Source organism: Nannocystis exedens (assembly GCF_002343915.1).
GTDB lineage: Bacteria > Myxococcota_A > Polyangia > Nannocystales > Nannocystaceae > Nannocystis > Nannocystis exedens.
In genome coordinates, this window is the sequence record NZ_NETK01000001.1 from 5264624 (window position 1) to 5283478 (window position 18855).

At 72.5% G+C, this 18855-nt stretch carries 15 protein-coding genes; 5 read left to right on the plus strand and 10 right to left on the minus strand.

The window, feature by feature from the left end; all coding sequences use genetic code 11:
* Positions 1–84: 84 nt before the first annotated feature.
* From NAEX_RS52170 to NAEX_RS20765, 6 genes are all read right to left on the minus strand, one after another.
* Positions 85–1416, minus strand: a complete 1332-nt coding sequence (locus NAEX_RS52170; protein WP_177325964.1) for a collagen-like protein — start codon at positions 1414–1416, stop codon at positions 85–87.
* The gene (locus NAEX_RS20745; protein ID WP_143140814.1) at positions 1413–1838 is read right to left on the minus strand and encodes a hypothetical protein; all 426 of its coding nucleotides are present in this window, start codon (positions 1836–1838) and stop codon (positions 1413–1415) included. The genes NAEX_RS52170 and NAEX_RS20745 overlap by 4 nt, the downstream gene beginning before the upstream one ends.
* Before the next feature lie 407 nt (positions 1839–2245).
* The gene (locus NAEX_RS20750; protein ID WP_096329216.1) at positions 2246–2866 is read right to left on the minus strand and encodes a hypothetical protein; all 621 of its coding nucleotides are present in this window, start codon (positions 2864–2866) and stop codon (positions 2246–2248) included.
* A gap of 48 nt (positions 2867–2914) precedes the next feature.
* A complete protein-coding gene (locus NAEX_RS53015) occupies positions 2915–3217 on the minus strand; it encodes a hypothetical protein (protein WP_245913765.1) in 303 nt (100 codons plus the stop codon).
* Entirely contained in the window at positions 3214–4581 is a 1368-nt protein-coding gene (locus tag NAEX_RS20760; protein WP_096329218.1) for a collagen-like domain-containing protein, read from the minus strand. Before NAEX_RS20760 ends, NAEX_RS53015 begins: the two co-directional genes overlap by 4 nt.
* A 20-nt stretch (positions 4582–4601) precedes the next feature.
* Positions 4602–5027, minus strand: a complete 426-nt coding sequence (locus NAEX_RS20765) for a hypothetical protein (protein WP_143825599.1) — start codon at positions 5025–5027, stop codon at positions 4602–4604.
* Positions 5028–5532: 505 nt separating this feature from the next.
* Between NAEX_RS20765 and NAEX_RS20770 the strand changes: the two genes are divergently transcribed.
* Positions 5533–6126, plus strand: a complete 594-nt coding sequence (locus NAEX_RS20770) for a tetratricopeptide repeat protein (protein ID WP_096329220.1) — start codon at positions 5533–5535, stop codon at positions 6124–6126.
* Between the two features lie 67 nt (positions 6127–6193).
* Here NAEX_RS20770 and NAEX_RS20775 read toward each other — a convergent pair whose 3' ends face one another.
* Complete coding sequence (locus NAEX_RS20775; RefSeq protein ID WP_096329221.1) at positions 6194–7522, minus strand: RsmB/NOP family class I SAM-dependent RNA methyltransferase; 1329 nt, start codon at positions 7520–7522, stop codon at positions 6194–6196.
* A gap of 43 nt (positions 7523–7565) precedes the next feature.
* Here NAEX_RS20775 and NAEX_RS20780 point away from each other — a divergent pair, with 43 nt between their 5' ends.
* From NAEX_RS20780 to NAEX_RS20790, 3 genes are all read left to right on the plus strand, one after another.
* Positions 7566–8057, plus strand: coding sequence for a hypothetical protein (locus NAEX_RS20780; protein ID WP_143140812.1), 492 nt, complete (start codon positions 7566–7568; stop codon positions 8055–8057).
* 595 nt (positions 8058–8652) lie between these two features.
* Entirely contained in the window at positions 8653–8898 is a 246-nt protein-coding gene (locus NAEX_RS50480; RefSeq protein WP_170135876.1) for a hypothetical protein, read from the plus strand.
* A 521-nt stretch (positions 8899–9419) separates the two neighbouring features.
* Positions 9420–11039 (plus strand): pectate lyase, encoded by a 1620-nt coding sequence (locus NAEX_RS20790; protein WP_096329224.1) that lies wholly within the window; start codon positions 9420–9422, stop codon positions 11037–11039.
* Between the two features lie 93 nt (positions 11040–11132).
* Here the strand turns inward: NAEX_RS20790 and ettA are convergent, their stop codons facing one another.
* Positions 11133–12812, minus strand: coding sequence for an energy-dependent translational throttle protein EttA (ettA, locus tag NAEX_RS20795; protein WP_096329225.1), 1680 nt, complete (start codon positions 12810–12812; stop codon positions 11133–11135).
* 274 nt (positions 12813–13086) lie between these two features.
* Between ettA and speA the strand changes: the two genes are divergently transcribed.
* Positions 13087–15093: a biosynthetic arginine decarboxylase gene (gene speA, locus NAEX_RS20800; protein WP_096329226.1), complete on the plus strand. Its 2007-nt coding sequence runs from the start codon at positions 13087–13089 to the stop codon at positions 15091–15093.
* A gap of 51 nt (positions 15094–15144) precedes the next feature.
* Here speA and NAEX_RS20805 read toward each other — a convergent pair whose 3' ends face one another.
* Together NAEX_RS20805 and NAEX_RS20810 are read right to left on the minus strand one after the other, a co-directional pair.
* Complete coding sequence (locus NAEX_RS20805; RefSeq protein WP_096329227.1) at positions 15145–17208, minus strand: ATP-binding cassette domain-containing protein; 2064 nt, start codon at positions 17206–17208, stop codon at positions 15145–15147.
* Between the two features lie 48 nt (positions 17209–17256).
* The gene (locus tag NAEX_RS20810; RefSeq protein WP_096329228.1) at positions 17257–18852 is read right to left on the minus strand and encodes a TolC family protein; all 1596 of its coding nucleotides are present in this window, start codon (positions 18850–18852) and stop codon (positions 17257–17259) included.
* Positions 18853–18855: the final 3 nt, after the last annotated feature.

Here is an 18855-nt window from a genome sequence, read left to right on the forward strand (position 1 = left end):
TCGCCTTCGTGACTCACGCGCTTTCGGCACTCGCGGCGCGCGGCGTGGACGCGCGGCAGCGGGAGCGGGCGCGGGCGCGGGGCGTCAGTACTTCATCCACTGCAGGCAGCAGTAGCGGGCGCCGAAGGTCGCGCCGAAGTTCTCGTCCTCGTCGAAGTTGGCGCAGTTGGTGTCGTTGACGCGGATGCCCCGGTCGTCGTCGACGCGGTCGCCCATCCAGGTGTTGAGCTGCAGCGTCATGCCGGTGGCGCAGGCGCGGCGGACTTGCTCGTACGTGCAGAGATAGGCGCCGCCATAGGCCGTGCGGCAGCGGTCGGCGCTCTGGTACCAGTTCTGATTGCCGCCGGCGGTGTCGTAGTAGAGGCACAGCAGCGAGGTAACCGTGTTGACCTGGTAGGTCGAGAAGGCCGGGAAATTCGGGCATGCCGCCACGCTCGTGGGGCCGGGGATGCCTTGCGGGCCCTGGGGGCCTTGCGGGCCCTGGGGGCCTTGCGGGCCCTGGACGCCCGGATCTCCCTGCGGGCCCTGCGGACCGGTGGGACCGATGGGACCCTGCGGGCCTTGGGGGCCCATCGGGCCGGTGGCGCCCATCGGACCTTGCGGGCCCTGGGGACCGGCAGGACCGGCGGGGCCCGGCTCGCCCATCGGCCCCTGGGGGCCGGCAGGACCGGCGGGGCCGGCGGGACCGGCCGGGCCGTCGGCGCCGGCGGGACCGGCAGGGCCTTCGGGACCGGCAGGGCCGGCGGGACCGGCGGGACCGGCCGGGCCCTCGGCGCCGGCGGGACCGGCGGGGCCTTCGGGGCCGGCAGGGCCCGCGGGACCGGCGGGACCGGCGGGGCCCTCGGGACCGGCAGGACCGGCGGGGCCCTCGGCGCCGGCAGGACCGGCGGGCCCGGGCGGGCCGGCGGGGCCGATCAAGCCGGAAGGATCGCCGACCCACTGGCCGCTCTCGTTGATGACCTGGCCGAACCCCTGAATGTTGACACTGGTGGGGTTGATCTCGCCGCGGACGTCGCCGGCGAACATGGCATAGGGGACGCTGACGATGGCGGCGCGGGGGGTCATCTCCGGGTCGGAGCCGACGGTGATGCCGAGCCAGCGAGTGCTGCCGTCGAAGACGAGCTCGTCGAGGACGAGCTGCTCGCCGAGGCGGACCGAGAAGAAACCCTCTTCGAAGGTGACGCTGATGGTCTCGGCCCAGATCTCGTTGCCGGCGAGCTCGGCGTCGTAGATGGCGAAGGTGATGTCCTGGGTGCCGTCGACGGGGACGCCGTTGGCGTCGAAGAGGCGGCCCTGGTGGGTGACGAGGGCGGGGACGGCGAGGGCGCTGGCGCCTGCCGGGAGCAGCCACGCGGTCGCGAGGAGCGCGCCCAGCCACCACTTCTTCCTCATCGAGTTGCGTCGCGTCGATCTCATGGCGGGTTTCCGTTGGCGCCGATCAGGCCGCCTTGCAGGCGAAAGTTGTCGGAGGTGTAGATGCCCTGGTTCTGGGTCGGTTGGCCCAGGGTGAAGACCATGCGGAAATTGGGGCTGGTGGCGACGGTGCCGCTGTTGACGGTCTGGGTGACGGAGCGACCGGCGACGGGATCGCCGGTGGTGCCGGTGTCGGTCGTCGAGGTCGACGTCGACGTGGTCGTCGAGTCGGTGTCGCCGGTGGTGGACGTCGTCGAGTCGGTGGTGGTCGGGGCGACCGTGGTGGTCGGCGGCTCGGTGGTCGATGAATCGGTGGAGGTCACCGGATGGGTGGTGGTCGGAGTGTCGGTGGTGGGCGTGGACGTCGGCGAATCGGTGGACGTCGGCGCGTCCGTCGTGGCGGTCGTGCCCTCGGTACCACTCATGGACATCGTGCCGGCGGTCGTGTCGTCGGCGCACCCGGCCGCGAGACCCGCGCTCCACACCAGCCCCAATACCGCTCGACACCTGCGCGTACGCGCGGCCCGGCGCATGCCCCCACCCCCGTCCAGAGCCCAGCCGCGTCGGACGACGCGACGATTCGTGGACGCTATCACGAATGTCTACAGGCCAACAAGACCGCAGTTTCGCGCGTACGGGTGCGTCGGCGGCTTCACGGCGGCGATCGTGCGCTGTCCCCGGGGACAGCTCGATCGTGAGCGGTCGACGCTCGACGGCTGGACCGCCCGACGGATCGAGGCGCTGCGGCGAATGACCCGAAGTCGGCTGGCTCTGCGGAGGCGGACGAGCGGCGTCGGCGTGCGAGAGCTGTCCTTGCGGACAGGAGCACCTTTCACCGCGGGGCGAGCACGCCGCGGACTCGGAGCTCGACGCCGGGGGGTGGGATCGACATGGCGAACGGTTGCGACTGGAGGCACTCGCGGACGGCGGTGTCGTTGCCGTGGTCGGCGAACTCGCGCGCCAGCAGCTTGCCGTCGGCGCCGAAGGTGGCCTGGACGAAGATGTTGCTCGCGTCCTTGCCGCCGCAGGCGCGCAGGAGCGAGTTGCGCCGGTCGTCGAGGACCTTCTGCAGCTCGGCGGTGGCGGCGGCGCGGGCGGACTCGAGCGTGGCCTGGGCGTTCGCGTCGACCTCGACCCGCGGGCCGGGGTCGGCGAGCCAGGCCCGACGCTCGGCGGTCAACATGTCCTCGGGGACAGGCTCGATCGGCGGCGGGGACGGGGCCACGTGGTCGGGGCGCGGGTCGAAGTCGTCGAAGGACCGGCCGGCCGGGTCGGCGTCGGCCGCCTGCACGCCGAGGGCGACGACGGGCTCGGGCGCGGGGACGGGCGGCGGCGCGGGCCCGTCGCCGGGGGACAGCGCGTACCAGCTGCCGAGCAGGAGCACGGCGCTGCCGCCGAGGTAGCCGGCGATCCGCCGGCCGCTGCGCGCGACGATGTCTGAACTTCGGGACATATGATCATTGTCGCCGCCCCGGCCGCGGGGTCGGGGCGGGCGCGAGGCTCAGTACTTCGGCCATTCGGAGCAGCAGTACTTGCCGGTCTTGCCGGCGCCGACCCCGTCCTGGCCGTCGAAGTTGCTGCAATCGTTGCTGTTGATGAACAGCGCGTCGTCGTCGTCGATCCGGTCGGCGATCCACGAATTGGCGATCGGCGTGAAGCCGCCGGCGATGCAGGCGCGACGGATCTCCTCGTGGCGGCACAGGTGCGCCCCGCCGTAGAAGGTGTAACAGTCGCTCGCCGACAGGTTCCAGTTGGTGCCGAAGTTCTCGTGGTACACGCAGAGCAGCGAGCGCGCGGTGTTCACCGACGCGAGCTGATCGGCGAAGTTGACCACGGGGCAGGCGGGCACGCTGGTCGGGCCGGGAACGCCCTGCGGACCTTGCGGGCCCTGGGGACCCTGGGGGCCCTGCGGGCCGGTGGCGCCCTGCGGGCCCTGGGGCCTGCCGGGCCGGCGGGACCGACCGGGCCGGCGGGACCGGCGGGGCCCATCGGTCCGACGGCGCCCTGCGGTCCCGGAGGACCGGCGGGACCCTGGGCTCCGGCCGGGCCTGTGGGGCCCTGCGGGCCGGCAGGACCGGCGGGACCGGCGGGGCCGGGATCGCCTTGCACGCCTTGCGGGCCGGCGGGCCCGGCAGGGCCTTCAGGACCGGCAGGGCCGGCGGGACCGGGCTCGCCCTGGACGCCCTGCGGGCCGGCGGGACCGGGTTCGCCCTGGGGGCCCTGTGGGCCGGCGGGGCCGGGCTCGCCTTGCGGGCCCTGGGCGCCGGCAGGGCCGGGCTCGCCCTGCGGGCCCTGGGGACCGGCGGGGCCGACCTCGCCTTGCGGGCCCTGGGGACCGGCGGGGCCGATCTCGCCCTGGGGACCCTGGGGACCGGCGGGGCCGATCTCGCCCTGGGGGCCTTGCGGGCCCTGGGGGCCTTCGGGGCCGGCGGGTCCTGCGGGGCCGGCCGGGCCGGCGGGACCGGCCGGGCCGTCGGCGCCGGCGGGACCGGCGGGGCCTTCGGGGCCGGCAGGGCCGGCGGGACCCGCAGGGCCGGCCGGGCCGTCGGCGCCGGCGGGACCGGCGGGACCTTCGGGGCCGGCAGGGCCCGCGGGACCGGCGGGACCGGCGGGGCCTTCGGGACCGGCAGGACCGGCGGGGCCCTCGGCGCCGGCAGGACCGGCGGGCCCGGGCGGGCCGGCGGGGCCGATCAATCCGGAAGGATCGCCGACCCACTGGCCGCTCTCGTTGATGACCTGGCCGAACCCCTGAATGTTGACACTGGTGGGGTTGATCTCGCCGCGGACGTCGCCGGCGAACATGGCATAGGGGACGCTGACGATGGCGGCGCGGGGGGTCATCTCCGGGTCGGAGCCGACGGTGATGCCGAGCCAGCGAGTGCTGCCGTCGAAGACGAGCTCGTCGAGGACGAGCTGCTCGCCGAGGCGGACCGAGAAGAAACCCTCTTCGAAGGTGACGCTGATGGTCTCGGCCCAGATCTCGTTGCCGGCGAGCTCGGCGTCGTAGATGGCGAAGGTGATGTCCTGGGTGCCGTCGACGGGGACGCCGTTGGCGTCGAAGAGGCGGCCCTGGTGGGTGACGAGGGCGGGGACGGCGAGGGCGCTGGCGCCTGCCGGGAGCAGCCACGCGGTCGCGAGGAGCGCGCCCAGCCACCACCTCTTCCTCATCGAGTTGCGTCGCGTCGATCTCATGGCGGGTTCCCGTTGGCGCCGATCAGGCCGCCTTGCAGGCGAAAGTTGTCGGAGGTGTAGATGCCCTGGTTCTGGGTCGGTTGGCCCAGGGTGAAGACCATGCGGAAATTGGGGCTGGTGGCGACGGTGCCGCTGTTGACGGTCTGGGTGACGGAGCGACCGGCGACGGGATCGCCGGTGGTGCCGGTGTCGGTGGTCGAGGTCGACGTCGACGTGGTCGTCGAATCGGTGTCGCCGGTGGTGGACGTCGTCGAGTCGGTGGTGGTCGGGGCGACCGTGGTGGTCGGCGGCTCGGTGGTCGATGAATCGGTGGAGGTCACCGGATGGGTGGTGGTCGGAGTGTCGGTGGTGGGCGGGGACGTCGGCGAATCGGTGGACGTCGGCGCGTCCGTCGTGGCAGTCGTGCCCTCGGTACCACTCATGGACATCGTGCCGGCGGTCGTGTCGTCGGCGCATCCAGCCGCGAGCGTCGCGGCGCATACCAGCCCCAATACAGCCCCATACCGGCGCGTACGCGCGGTTCGGTGCATGCTCACCCCCAAGTCGGAAGATCGACGTCTGCAACGAGAGACGCGGCGATCGACGCGCCCCACGACGCGGCGATCGAGGCCCAAGCTATCATGATTGAGATCGCGTCGACAAGACACACTTTCGCGCGAGGCCCTGCGTCGCCGGCTTCACGGGCGACGGGCCCGGATGTCCCGAAGGACATGCCGAGGTGCGGCGACCGGGCGCGGACGTCTCATGTGATATGGCCCGAGAGACAGGCGGTGGAGCGACGGTGCGCGGATCGGGGGTCGGATCCGGCGCGGCGGGGGGCGCGCCCGCGCGCGCCGACGACGGCGATCGCCGACGTCGAGGCGGCGGAAAATGCTATGACTGCGAGGTCGATCGAGGTCCCTGATGTTGCCGTGTCTGCGCCGTGTCGTGCTCCCGCTCCTGCTCGCGTTGCCCGTGGCCTGTGACGGCTCGGCACCCGCCGCCCCGCCGGACCGGCCGAGCGCCGAGACCCCGGCTGCCGAGCCGGCCGCGTCGCCGGAGGCCGAGAAGCAGTACCGCGAGGCGCTCGAGCTCGAGGCCGCGGGGCGCCACGAGGAGGCCCGGATCGCCGTGGAGCAGGCGATCGCCGCGGGCGCGGGTCGCGACGCCAAGCTGCTCGCGGCCAAGCTGGCGATCCTCCGCGAGGACCTCGACGAGGCGACGCGCCTGCTCGAGCCGCTCGCCAGCGACGGCGGCGACGCGCTGGTCCTCTACAACCTCGGCCTCGTGGCCCAGAAGCGCGGCAAGTACAACAACGCCCGCAGCCGCTACCTGGCGGCCCTCAAGGCCGACCCGAACTACAACCCGGCCCGCTTCAACCTGGCCGTGCTCACGTGGGAGGCCGGGGTCAAGGACGAGGCCCAGCACCACGCCCGCAAGTTCATCGACGCCGTGCCCAGCGACGACCCCAACGCCGCGAAGCTGCAGCAGATGATGGGCGGCGTGCCGCCGGCCCCGGCGTCGCCGGGGGTGCAGCGCTGAGGCGCGGGCCCGCGACGGTCGCGGCGGCGGGTGATGCGGGCACCTGTCCTTCAGGGCAGGTCGCGGTTCAGGTCGGACGGAGGCGGGCCAGGTAGAAGCCGTCGGTGTGGTGGGCCTCGGGCGTCCAGGTCTCCTCGTGCTCGAGGGCGAAGGCGCCGGCGTCGCAGGCGGCGCGGACCAGGCGCGGGCCCTCCTCGGGCTCGAGGCTGCAGACGGCGTAGACCAGGCGGCCGCCGGGGCGCACGCGGGCGCGGCAGCGGTCGAGCAGGCGGCGCTGGAGGTCGGCGCAGGCGGCGATGTCGTCGAACTGCACGGTGGCGCGCAGCTCGGGGTGGCGGGCGAGGTTGCCGAGGCCGGTGCAGGGGGCGTCGAGCAGGACCGCGTCGTAGGGGCCGTCGTCGACCCCGGGCTGCGGCTCGGGGGCGGTGAGGTCGGCGACCACCGTGGTGAAGCTGAAGCCGTCGACGTCGAGCTCGCCGCGCCGGCGCAGGGCGGCGTGCTCGCCGAGGCGGTGCTCGCTGGCGTCGGCGGCGACCAGGCGGCCGCGGCGGCGCATCAGCTCGGCGAGCTGCAGCGACTTGGTGCCCATGCCGGCGCAGGCGTCGAGGACATGTTCTTCAGGACATGGCGCGAGGGCCAGGGCCGCCCGCTGCGCGCCGAGGGCCTGGACCGAGAACAGCCCGCGCTCGTGCAGCGGGTGGCGGACCAGCTCGCCGCCGCCGCGCACGCGCAGCGCCTGCGGCTGGTCGGGGAGCTGCTCGACGACCGCCTTGGGGTCGGCCTCGCGCAGGGCGGCGGCGACGGCGTCGGCTGTCGTTCGGGACAGGTCGACGCGGAGCTCGACGGCGGGCGGCTCGGCGAGGGCGCGGGCGCGGGCGAGGGCGACGTCGGGGCCGAGGGTGGCGAGCCAGCGGCCGGCCAGCCAGCGGGGGATCGACCAGCGATTGGCGAGGACGTCGAGCGGCTTGCCGGCGGCGAGGCGGGCGTCGAGGGCGGCGCCCTCGCGGTCGATGGCGGCGAGGATCGCGTGCAGCGGGCGGGCCAGGCCGCCGCTGGGGTCGAGGGCGGTGGCGAGGCCGAGGGCCTGGGGGATCGCGGCGTGCGGCGGGTGCTGCAGCTCGCGCAGCTCGAACACCGCGACGCGGGCGATCTCTCGCGCGCGGGCGCTGAGGGCCTTGGGGCGCGCGGCGGCGGCGTCGATCAGGGCGTCGAGGCGGCCGCGGTGGCGCAGCACGCCGTACACGAGGGTCGTGGTGAGGCCGCGCTCGCGCCGCTCGAGGTCCGGGTGGCGCTCGAACTGCTCGGCCAGGATCCGGTTGCTGAAGCCGCGGCGTTGCTCGATCTGCCGGAGCGTATGGACGGCGAGCGCGCGGGCGGTGATGGGGTTTCTCGGCACGGGGGCGCGGATCGTAGCCGCAAAGGGTGTTATGGTGTCGGCGATGTCGACGCGCCGCCGCGCCGCGATCGCCGCCGCCGCCCTCGGGGCCCTCCCCGCGGGCTGCGAGGAGCCGCTGCAGCCGGTGTCCGAGGCGCCGACGCTCCTGGCCGAGGCCGGCGATTACACGATGTGGGCCCGGCCGAAGAACCGGGAGGAGCGCCAGCCGGTGGTCGCGCCCCACGGCGGGTTCGTCGACATCTACATCAACGACGTGGTGGTCGCCGACCTGGCGATGGTGCTGCCCGAGGGGCTGCCCGCGTGGTCCGAGGAGGCGATGGTAATCCTGGCCGGCTACGACGCGATGGAGGGCGGGTCGCTCGTCCAGGTCGCAGTGATGCAGAAGCAGGGCGGCGTGTGGGCGTGGGAGCAGTACGACGGCTCCAGCGACGAGCCCCGCTTCTCCGGCCGGCCCGACGTGTGCGTCGGCTGCCATAGCGCCGGCGAGGATTTCATACGGTCGTTCCGCCTGCCGGACCCGCCGCCCGAGGAGTGACGGGGCGCGGCGCGCGTGGGCCGAGATGGCCTGCGAAGAGCCGGACCTGCTGGCGCGCGTGGGCCCGAGGAGGGAGGCGAGGTGGCGTGCGTGGTCGATGCGGCCCCTGGCGGCGAGGAGTGAGGCGTCGAGCGTGGGCCGAGATGGCCGCCGCCCGCGGAGTGAGGCGAGGTGGCGTGCGTGGTCGATGCGGCCTCTGGCGGAGAGGAGTGAAATCGCCGCCGCCCGAGGAGGGAGGCGAGGTGGCGTGCGTGGTCGATGCGGCCCCTGGCGGAGAGGAGTGAGGCGGCGCGTGTGGGCCGAGATGGCCGTCGCCCGAGGCGTGCGGCGAGGTGCGTGGCCGATGCGGCCCTCTGGCGGAGAGGGGTGAGGCGGCGGGCGTGCGCCGATGCGACCCCCGGTCGCAAAGCGGGGCGGGCGCGACGATCGTGCCTGATGCCGGACGAGGCGGGTCCGCGAGCCGCCCGGCGACGCGAGCGAGCGCGGCCGATCGGGGCAGGTGAGCGCCTTGACGTGGTCTCCCCGAGTCCGGCGAGCGGGGGATGCGAGGCGCCCGCGCTTGCCCGTGGGCGGGCGAGGGGCTATGCCCCCGGCGATGCTGCAGAACGCACTCGTCCGTGTGCCCACCGAAGATCTCAAGCGGCTGCTGGCGCTGCTCCACCGCGGAGAGCTGCAGTGCCCGCTGACGCCGGTCGAGGTGACGCGGTGCGGCTTCCAGATCCACATGGACGCGCTGCTCGGCCACCTGCGCGGGCTCGAGGCGCCGGGGGTGCGGGCGGTGCTGACGGCGGTGCTGCACGAGCGGCAGGCGGCGCAGGAGCGGATGCCGCGGCTGGTCTGAAGGGCATGTCCCATCGGACAGCAAGCGATCGCGGCGCGCCGCGGGGCCGCGGTGAGGCGCCCGAGGTGACGGGGCGCCAAAACCTGATGCCTCGACCGGGGCATTTCGCGTAGCCCTCGCGCCGGGAGCCGACGGGCCGGCAAGGCGCGAGGAGGGGAGAACTTCGCTCGCGCTGCCGTGCGCGCGGGCGCCGAAAGGTTCGTCGCCGGCCTCTTCGCGGCCGAGAGCGTGCGGCTCGCGGCAGAGCCGGCGACGGACTCGAGCTCGCTCGCGCTCGTCGCGGGACGGGCTCACGAGGTCGGTGCTGCTGCCTGTAACTTTGCCGGCCGACCGGGCACTGTGCCCCTGCGTGGGTTCTCCGCTCCGACTGCCGCGCGCTCCGGCGCGCTCCGATCCACCGGCCATTCCGCGGTGTACGACCGGCTGCGCTCGCTGGCGCGTGCGTGTCGGCAGAACCCCCGAAGCCGCACTCGTGGCCAGCCAATCGCTCAAGACCGCTGACAAATAGGGGAACTTCATTCATGAAACGAATTCTTACGCTCGCTCTCTATCCTGTCCTCTCGACGATCGCCTGCGACTCGACAGGCAGCGAGGCGGAGAGCGACTCGACGGACACCGAGGTGGAGCGCGACTCGACGGACACCGAGGTGGAGCGCGACGGCCTCCGACCGACCCTCGCGGTCGGCGAGGCGGAGCCGGCCGCCTCGACGCCGCTCCGCGCCAAGGCGCTCGGGCGCATGCGGAACGCGGCGAAGTACTTCCACGACAATGTCGCCCGCCACGGCGGGTATGCGTGGCACCACAACGCCACCAACCTGAACGAGCGCTGGGGCGATATCCAGCTCGACGCCGATCAGATCATGATCCAGTCACCGGGTACGGCGGACGTGACGATCGCGTTCGTCGAGGCCGCCCTCGCCGACCCGGCGACCCCGGCGCTCAAGACCTACGCGAGGGACGCGGCCATGGCGTTGCGTCACGGGCAGGTCAAGTCGGGCGGCTGGCGCCTCTACGCGGACTTCAAGCCGACGCCGACGCTGAAGGCGTGCTACCTCAACACCACGGCGAACTGCAGCTGCGGCGGCTGCAAGTTCACGGTCTACGACGACCAGGTCACGCAGACGGCGCTCATCGCGATGATGCGCACCGATCAGCTCCTCGGCTTCGCGGACGCGGCGATCTCCGGCTCCTCCGCCTACGCCCGCGCGCGGGTGGAGACCTCGCAATTCCCGACGCACGGCGGCTTTCCTCAGGGGTTCGCCGGTCCCGTCGCCGCACGGCCGGCGCTTCAGGCGAGCTATCCGCCCTCGATCGGGACCTCGTGCGGCCTCGCCAACTGTTACGCCAACCTCTACACCACCGAGTACTGGGACGACCCGACCCTGAACGACAACCTCGCGTCGGCCTTCGTGGAGATGCTGTACTGGGCGAAGGAGGTCTATCCCGCGCAGGCCGCGACCTACGGGGCCATGCTCACCGCCTACGGCGACTTCCTTCGCCGGGCGCAGATGCCTCAGCCGCAGCCCGCCTGGGCGCAGCAGTACGACATCCAGATGCAGCCGCGGTGGGCGCGTAGCTGGGAGGCTCCGGCGATCGCGGGCCAGGAGAGCCAGGACGTCATGTGGGCGCTCCTTCGCCTCTACCAGCTCGACCCGAGCGTGCCGGCCAACCGCGACGCGGTCGGGGCCGCGCTCGCGTACCTCGAGACCGTCGACCACGCGAACGACACGCTGATCCACCGCTACATCGAGCTCGACGACACCTCGCCGGCGAACGTCGGCTTCTACACGGTCAATCCCAACGGTTACCCGGTCCAGTTCTCGCCTGCACCGCCGACCTACCAGAACTACGGGTGGGTGGTCCCGTCGCAACTGGCCGCGATCCGCGCCGAGTACGACCGGTTGGCGAGCGACACGACCGTCATGAAGCGCTCGTGCCAGAAGCTCCGCGCCGACACGGCGCAAGCCGTCGACACGGCGGTGAACAACGAGCGGTGGATCACGACGTACAGCCCGGGCGGCCCGCGAAGCGGCGCGACCCCCGGCGACTACCTCGACACCGCGACGTTCGTCAAGAACATGCGCACGCTGGCCGAGTTCGTCGTGCGCACGACGACCGACTGCGTCGCGTGGAATTACTGAGCGAGACGCCGCGCCGCATCGAGCCTCAGAACGAAGATGCCCGCGAGGACATGTCCTCGCGGGCGTCTTCTTCGCGCTCCGGGAGAGAGGAGCTCAGTGGGTGAGCTTCTTGTAGCGGATCCGGTGCGGCTGGAGGGCGTCGTCGCCGAGGCGCTTCTTCTTGTCGGCCTCGTAGTCGGCGAAGTTGCCCTCGAACCAGGTGACCCTGGAGTCGCCCTCGAAGGTGAGGATGTTGGTGGCGATGCGGTCGAGGAACCAGCGGTCGTGGCTGATGACGACGGCGCAGCCGGGGAAGGCCAGGAGGGCCTCTTCGAGGTGGCGGAGGGTGTCGACGTCGAGGTCGTTGGTCGGCTCGTCGAGCAGGAGGAGGTTGCCGCCGCGCTTGAGCAGCTTGGCCAGGTGGACGCGGTTGCGCTCGCCGCCCGACAGCACGCCGACCTTCTTCTGCTGGTCGGCGCCGTTGAAGTTGAACTTGCTGACGTAGGCGCGCGAGTTGACGTCGCGGCCGGCGATGCTGAGGACCTCCTGGCCGCCGGAGATCTCCTGCCACACGGTCTTGTTGGGGTCGAGGGCGTCGCGGGTCTGGTCGACGTAGGCGATGTCGACGGTCTCGCCGACCTTGATGCTGCCGCCGTCCGGCTTCTCCTGGCCGGTGATCATGCGGAACAGGGTGGTCTTGCCCGCGCCGTTGGGGCCGATGACGCCGACGATGCCGCCGCGCGGGAGGGTGAAGGTCAGGTCCTCGAACAGCAGGTGGTCGCCGTAGGCCTTGCTGATGCCCTTGCACTCGACCACCGTGGTGCCGAGGCGCTTGGTGAACGGGATGACGATGTCGGTGGTGTCGACCCGCTTGTCGTTCGCCTGCGCCAGCAGCTCCTCGTACGCCTTGACGCGGGCCTTGCTCTTGGCCTGGCGGGCGCGCGGGCTCATCTGCACCCACTCGAGCTCGCGCTGGAGGGTGCGCTGGCGGTTGGACTCGGCCTTCTCTTCCTGGGCCAGGCGCTTCTTCTTCTGGTCGAGCCAGGACGAGTAGTTGCCCTTCCACGGGATGCCGGAGCCGCGGTCGAGCTCCAAGATCCACCCGGCGACGTTGTCGAGGAAGTAGCGGTCGTGGGTGACGGCGACGACGGTGCCCGGGTAGTCCTGCAGGTGGCGCTCGAGCCAGGCGACGCTCTCGGCGTCGAGGTGGTTGGTCGGCTCGTCGAGCAGCAGGAGGTCGGGGCGCTGCAGCAGGAGGCGGCACAGGGCGACCCGGCGCTTCTCGCCGCCCGACAGCTTGGTGACGTCGGAGTCGCCGGGCGGGCAGCGCAGCGCGTCCATGGCGATCTCCAGCGTGCGGTCGAGCTCCCAGCCGTTGCCGGCGTCGATCTTGTCCTGCAGCTCGGCCTGCTCGGCGAGCAGGCGGTTCATCTCGTCGTCGCTCATCGGCTCGCCGAGCTTCATGCTGACCTCCTCGAAGCGGGCCAGCGTCTGCTTCATGCCGATGACGGCCTCCTCGATGTTGGCCTTGACGTCCTTCTTGGGGTCGAGCGCGGGCTCCTGCGGCAGATAGCCGACCGAGACGCCCTCGGCGCTCCACGCCTCGCCGATGAACTCCTTGTCGACGCCGGCCATGATCTTGAGGAGGGTCGACTTGCCGGAGCCGTTGAGGCCGAGCACGCCGATCTTCGCGCCGGGGAGGAAGCTGAGCCAGATGCCCTTCAGCACCTCCTTGCCGCCGGGGTAGACCTTGCGCAGGTCCTTCATGGTGTAGATGTACTGATACGAGGCCATGCCGTGACGACTCCTGGAGCGCCCTGCGGGCGCGGGGCGGGAGGATAGCAGAGGCGCGGGCGAGCAACCGCGGCCGTGAGCGGCGGCAGTTGCGAGCCCCGCCGGCCGCGACCGGCGCGAGCGGAGGTTCTCGCCGCTCCGGCGCCCGCCGGGGCCGGCGGGCCTGCGCGCCGGCATTTGCCGGGCCGGCGCGGCCGACCGCCGGCGCGGGGAGCGGGAGATCGCCGGGAGGGCTTGCGGCCGGGGCCGATGCGCACCCATCATCCCCGGCGAGATGAGCCAGACGACGGAAGCAGAAGTTCTCAAGCCGGCGGCGCCGGTGGCGGTCGAGGTGCCGGTGGGCGTCGAGCCCGACGCGAGCAAGCGCTCGGCGCAGGCGCATGCGCTGGCGGTCGAGACGTCGTTCAAGCGCTACGGCATCAACCGCTGGGGCAGCGCGTTCATCCGCGCCAGTGGCGAGGGCCACCTGGTGTTCGCGGCGCCCAACTCGCCGGCCGTCGACCTGTTCGCGCTGTCGCAAGAGCTGGCCCGCCGCGGCATCCGCACGCCCTACGTGGTCCGCTTCCCGACGATGATCGAGAACCAGATGGGCACGCTGAAGGACGGCTTCGCCAAGGCGATCGCCGACAACAACTACCAGGGCAAGCACATCGGCGTGTACCCGCTCAAGGTCAACCAGCGCCGCAGCGTGGTCGACACGGTGGTCAAGGCGCGCGAGAAGTTCAACTACGGCCTCGAGGCCGGGTCGAAGCCGGAGCTGCTGCTGGCGATGGCCCAGCCGCCGCTCAAGGGCTCGCTCCTGGTCTGCAACGGCTACAAGGACCGCGAGTTCATGCGCATGGCCTTCCACGCGGCCGAGCTCGGGCACCACGTGATCATCGTGCTCGAGAGCACGCGTGAGGTCCGCCGCTACCTCGACGTCTACAACGAGCAGGACTGGACCGCGAAGCCCGAGGTCGGCATGCGCGCCAAGCTGTACAGCCGCGGCAGCGGCCGCTGGCAGAGCTCCGGCGGCGAGAGCAGCAAGTTCGGCCTGACGACCAACGAGCTGCTGGCGGTGGTGCGCGAGCTGACGGCCGCCGGGATGGTCGAGCAGCTGTCGCTGCTGCACTTCCACATCGGCTCGCAGATCACCCAGATCAAGCGGATCAAGACGGCCGTCCGCGAGGGCGCCCGCATCTACGCCGAGCTGCAGCAGCTGGCGCCGCAGCTGCGCTACCTCGACCTCGGCGGCGGCATCGGCGTCGACTACGACGGCTCCCGCACGTCGTACCCGTCGTCGGCCAACTACTCGCTCGAGGAGTACGCGTCGCAGGTGGTGTTCGAGGTGATCGAGGCCTGCCGCGAGGTCGGCGCGCGCCAGCCGACGCTGCTCACCGAGTCGGGCCGCGTGGTGGTCGCCAACCACGCGGTGACGATCGCCGACCTGCGCGAGGTCCAGGGCGAGCTCTTGCCGGTGCCCGAGCCCGGCGAGGACGAGCACCGCCTGGTCCACGAGCTGCGCAGCACGCTCGAGAGCCTCAACATCAAGAACGTCGAGGAGTACTTCCACGACGCGATCGACTACCGCGACGAGTGCCTGCAGCTGTTCTCGCGCGGCTACCTGAGCCTGCAGGACCGCGCCAGCGCCGAGGGCCTGTTCGGACGGATCCGCAACAAGGTCAAGCAGATCGTCGAGTCGATGCCGCACCCGCCCGAGGAGATCGTCGACTTCCTCGGCAAGGCCCACCAGAAGTACCTCGTCAACTTCTCGATCTTCCAGAGCATCCCCGACGCGTGGAGCATCGACCAGGTGTTCCCCGCGGCGCCGCTGTCCCGCCACGGCGAGAAGCCGACCATCAACGCGCAGATCGTCGACATCACCTGCGACAGCGACGGTTGCGTGGAGACGTTCGCCCACCCCGACGAGAACATGCCGTACCTGCCGCTGCACGAGCGCCGCGGCTCGGACGAGAAGTACTACCTGGGGTTCTTCATGACGGGCGCGTACCAGGACAGCCTGGCGAACGTGCACAACCTGTTCGCCCGCTGCCACGAGGTCATCCTCCGCAACCCGGACGACGACATGGTCCTGCCCGGCAGCGAGCGCGTCGAGCTCGGCGAGAACTTGACCTTCGAGATCAAGATGGGCGCGACCTGCGAGGACGTGCTGTCGGCGATGGACTTCGACGTCGAGCGGATGATCCGCTGGCTCCGCGACCGCCACCTCGCGGTCGAGACGACGCTCGGCGAGTCGTGGCTGCTCGGGGTGCTGCAGAGCTACCCGTACCTGTCGCGCTGAGTCTCGTTCAGGCGCGCTCGTCGCGGCCTCGCGGGCCGCGACGAGCGGGCGTCATGCGTTGTTGTTGTAGAGCACGAGCTGGCGGTCGCAGCGCGCGAGCACCTCGTCGCTCTCGAGGCTGTCGGTGACGACGATCAGGGTCCACGGGCGCGCGCGGTCGAAGATCCAGTCGAGCAGGGCGGTCCGCTGCGGCGCGCTGAGGTCGAGCCGGTCGAGGCCGAGGTCGATCAGCAGCAGCCTGGGCTGGGCGACGAGCGCCCGCACCAGCGCGACCCGGCGGATCTCGCTGTCGGTCAGCAGCCCGCCGTCGCCGTCGCCGAGCAGCAGCTGGTCGAAGCCGCCGGGCAGCCCCAGCGCGGTGCGGCGGAGGTCGACGAGGTCGAGGAGCGCGTGCAGCTCGGCGCGGTCGCCCGACCAGCCGGCGCCGACGAGGTTCTCGAGCAGGCTGGCGCCGACGAGCTCGCCGCCGCGGACGAGCGCGACCTGCTCGCGGATGCTGTCGAGCTCGAGGTACCGGACGTCGCGGCCGTCGAGCCGGCCGGTCAGCGTCAGCGGCGGAGTGCGGTCGTAGAGGCCGTAGAGCAGGTCCAGCACGCGGCTGTGGCCGTCGTTGCCGCCGACCAGCGCGACGCGCTCGCCCGGACGAATGGTGAGGTTGCTGGGCTCCGACGTCAGCTCGACCGCCATCGGCCGGGCCGCCGTCGGCAAGAGCTCGCCGCCGCGGGGCTCGAGGTCGGCGTCGAGCGTCAGGGCCAGGGTCTGGACCGCGGCCACGCCCTCGTACACCGGGTCGAGCTGCTGCCCGAGGCCGCGGACGCCGGCGCCGACCTGGCTCACCAGCACGGACGCGGCCACGAGCTGGCCCAGCGTCAGCTCGCGCGAGATCACCAGCCAGCCGCCGATCGCCAGCACCCCGACGGTCGCCAGCACCTCGAGCGCGGCGCCGGTGACGATGTGGCGGAGGAGCGTGTCGAAGTACCTCCCGCGCGCCTGCAGCCAGTTGCGCAGCAGCACCTCGCCGTGAGCGTCGGCGAGCGCCCGCCCGCGCGGGTCGGAGAACACGAGCCGCATGCTGGCGACGTCGTCCATCCAGCGGAACAGCCACCACTTGCAGTCGGACTCGTGGATCGCGCGCTGCTCCGCGCCGCGCCCGGCGAGCATGACGCCGGCGATGCAGACGATCAGCGCCGCGTCGAAGGCGAGCAGCAGCGGGTGGTAGAACGCGAGCAGCACCAGGCTCGCCGCGCTCACCATCACCAGCGAGGTGCCGTCGAGCAGCAGCGACGAGAAGTCCTTCTGCAGGATCGGCATGTCCATGTAGCGGTTGCACAGCTCGCGGTTCGAGACCGTCTGCCGCGACTTGCGGGAGGTCCGCGCGGTGCGGCGGATCCAGTCGGTCACGCCGCGCACCCACAGCTGGCGATAGACCCGCTCGACGGCGATGAACTGCAGCACGCGCAGGAGCGCGACCGCGGCCAGGGCCACCAGCAGCATCGTCGACAGCAGCAGGATCGGCTGCAGCATCAGGGTGCTCGAGATGGTGTTGACGAGCGCCTGGGCGGCGACCGGGACCGCGAGCGAGACGGCCGCCATCACCGCCCCGTACACGCAGACGACGAACACCTCGCGCCGCTCCATCACGAAGGCCCGCACCAGGCGCACGAACTCGCTCGGCGGGTGCGACATCTCCGAGAGCATCAGGCGCGGCTCGATCGCCAGCCACGGCGGCGCGGGCTCGCTCGAGCCCCGCGGCTTCAGGCCGGCCATGAACGCCGCGGGGCGCATCCGCTGGCGGCGTTCGCTGCGGCCGTCGAGGACGACCAGGTCGAGCGCGCCGCGCCGCGCGCCGAGCAGCACGTACCAGCGGTCGCCGACCGAGGTGAACGCCGGCGCCTCGAGCGAGCACAGGCGCGACAGCTCCTCCTCGGTCTCGACGGTGAAGCGGGCGGCCTTCAGGCCCGCCTGGCGGACCGCCCGCTCCGCGGCGACGTCCCACGGCTGCGGGCCGCCGTCCGACTCTGCGGGCGCCGCGTGCGTCACCGTCGCGAGCGTCTGGCCGGTCGCCGCGGCGACCAGCTCGAGGACGCGTGGGGGGATCTGGGTGGCGTCATCCATGAGGGTCTGCGGCGGTCGCTTGGACGTGCGTGCGGCGAGCGAGCGGGTTCACGGGGTCACCGGCTGGACGCCCATGCCGAGCGACCCCTCGAGCTTCGCCTTGGCGACGAAGTAGTCGGAGACGGCCTGGATCTCGTTGTGGGCCGCGTCGGCGCTGGCGACCTCGCGGAGGTTGACGAGGAGGAGGTCGCCGGCCCCGAGCTGGAACTTGCGGTACTCGGCGGCCGCGAGCTGACGCGTCAGGTCGACCTCCTGATTGGCCAGGCGGGCCCGGCGGTAGGCGGCCACCAGCGCCTGGTGGCCGTCGCGGATCTCGACGCTGATCGTGTCGTCGAGCAGGCGCAGCTCGGCGGCGATCGCCTCGGCCGAGGCGCGGGTCGCCTCGAGCTGGCCTCGCGCGTACCGCAGCGGGATCGGGATCTCGAACACCAGCGCCAGGACGGCGCCGGTGCGGACGAAGTCGGGGAGCAGCGGCCGGCCCATGTAGCGCGACACCCACGCCGACAGCTCGACCTTCGGCGCGCGCTGGTTCTTGGCCCAGCGCAGCTCGACGTCGGCCTGCGAGCGGAGGGTCAGGCGGGCCCGCCGGTCGGGCCTGCGCTCGAGCGCGGCGCCGATCTCGGCCTCGATGTTGCCGTTGTCCGGGTCGGCCATCGCCGGCAAGCGCGCCGGCAGCCGGTCGACGCTGGGGATGACGGGGTTGCCGGCGCCGTCGCGCAGGTACAGCGACAGGTCGAGCCCGGCCTGCTGGAACGCGCGCTCGGCCGCGACCACGCGGCCCTCGCGGTCGAGGATCAGGCGCCGGTTGTCGACGCCGGCCAGCGGGTCGAGCGCGCCGAGCTCGATGCGCCGGCGGAGCGCCCCCTCGCGCTTCTGCGCCAGCGCGAGCAGGGTCTCCTCGATCTCGAGGCGCAGCCCGTTGGCGACCCATGTCCAGTAGCTGGTGGCCGCGGCGACCTCGAGCTCGAGCAGCTTGGCGTCGCGGACCTCCTTCATGCGGTCGCGCTCCATCGACGACTGGCGGATGTTGGCGCGCCGGCGATCGATCGCGCGGTCCTTCCACAGCGGCAGGGTGAGGCCGGCCGACAGCGTGCCGAGGGTCGAGCGGACGTCGCGGCTGCCGACGCGATCGTCGACGTCGAGGATGGTGTCGATCGTGGTGTTGTAGTAGGGCCGTCGGCCCACGCCGACCTGCCAGCCGGCCCACGCGGTGAGGCCCCACAGCGGCGTGGGCTGCTCGACGCGGGCGTCGAGGATCGAGTTGCGGTAGACGGGCTCGACCACCGCGCGTCCGCGCACGACCGGGTCGTACATGCCGCGCGCGCCCTTGGCGTGGCCCTCCGCGCCGCGGATGCCGAGCTCGGCGCTCTTCATCCGCGGGTCGCGTTGCTCGACGCTGTCGAGGACCTCGGCCAGCGTCAACACCGGGCCGGCGCGCGTCTTCGGGATCGTCTCGCCGGCCTCGTCCTGGTCTTCCCAGGCCGGGACCTCTTTCTGCGGGGCCTTGGGGGGTTCGACGGGGACCTCGAGCGGCCCGGTGTCGCGCGGGCGGGGCACCGGCGGGGCCGCCGACGCATTCGCTGCCGAGAGGAGGGCGCCCAGCAGGGTCGCCGAGCCCGCGGCTCGCAAAGTTCGCGTCATCATCGC

Coding starts and splice junctions, on each gene's coding strand:
- NAEX_RS52170 (WP_177325964.1), bottom strand. CDS start 1,416: ATGAGATCGACGCGACGCAACTCGATGAGGAAGAAGTGGTGGCTGGGC.
- NAEX_RS20810 (WP_096329228.1), bottom strand. CDS start 18,852: ATGATGACGCGAACTTTGCGAGCCGCGGGCTCGGCGACCCTGCTGGGC.
- NAEX_RS20760 (WP_096329218.1), bottom strand. CDS start 4,581: ATGAGGAAGAGGTGGTGGCTGGGCGCGCTCCTCGCGACCGCGTGGCTG.
- speA (WP_096329226.1), top strand. CDS start 13,087: ATGAGCCAGACGACGGAAGCAGAAGTTCTCAAGCCGGCGGCGCCGGTG.
- NAEX_RS20780 (WP_143140812.1), top strand. CDS start 7,566: ATGTCGACGCGCCGCCGCGCCGCGATCGCCGCCGCCGCCCTCGGGGCC.
- NAEX_RS20750 (WP_096329216.1), bottom strand. CDS start 2,866: ATGTCCCGAAGTTCAGACATCGTCGCGCGCAGCGGCCGGCGGATCGCC.
- NAEX_RS20745 (WP_143140814.1), bottom strand. CDS start 1,838: ATGAGTGGTACCGAGGGCACGACCGCCACGACGGACGCGCCGACGTCC.
- NAEX_RS20765 (WP_143825599.1), bottom strand. CDS start 5,027: ATGAGTGGTACCGAGGGCACGACTGCCACGACGGACGCGCCGACGTCC.
- NAEX_RS20790 (WP_096329224.1), top strand. CDS start 9,420: ATGAAACGAATTCTTACGCTCGCTCTCTATCCTGTCCTCTCGACGATC.
- NAEX_RS50480 (WP_170135876.1), top strand. CDS start 8,653: ATGCTGCAGAACGCACTCGTCCGTGTGCCCACCGAAGATCTCAAGCGG.
- NAEX_RS20805 (WP_096329227.1), bottom strand. CDS start 17,208: ATGGATGACGCCACCCAGATCCCCCCACGCGTCCTCGAGCTGGTCGCC.
- ettA (WP_096329225.1), bottom strand. CDS start 12,812: ATGGCCTCGTATCAGTACATCTACACCATGAAGGACCTGCGCAAGGTC.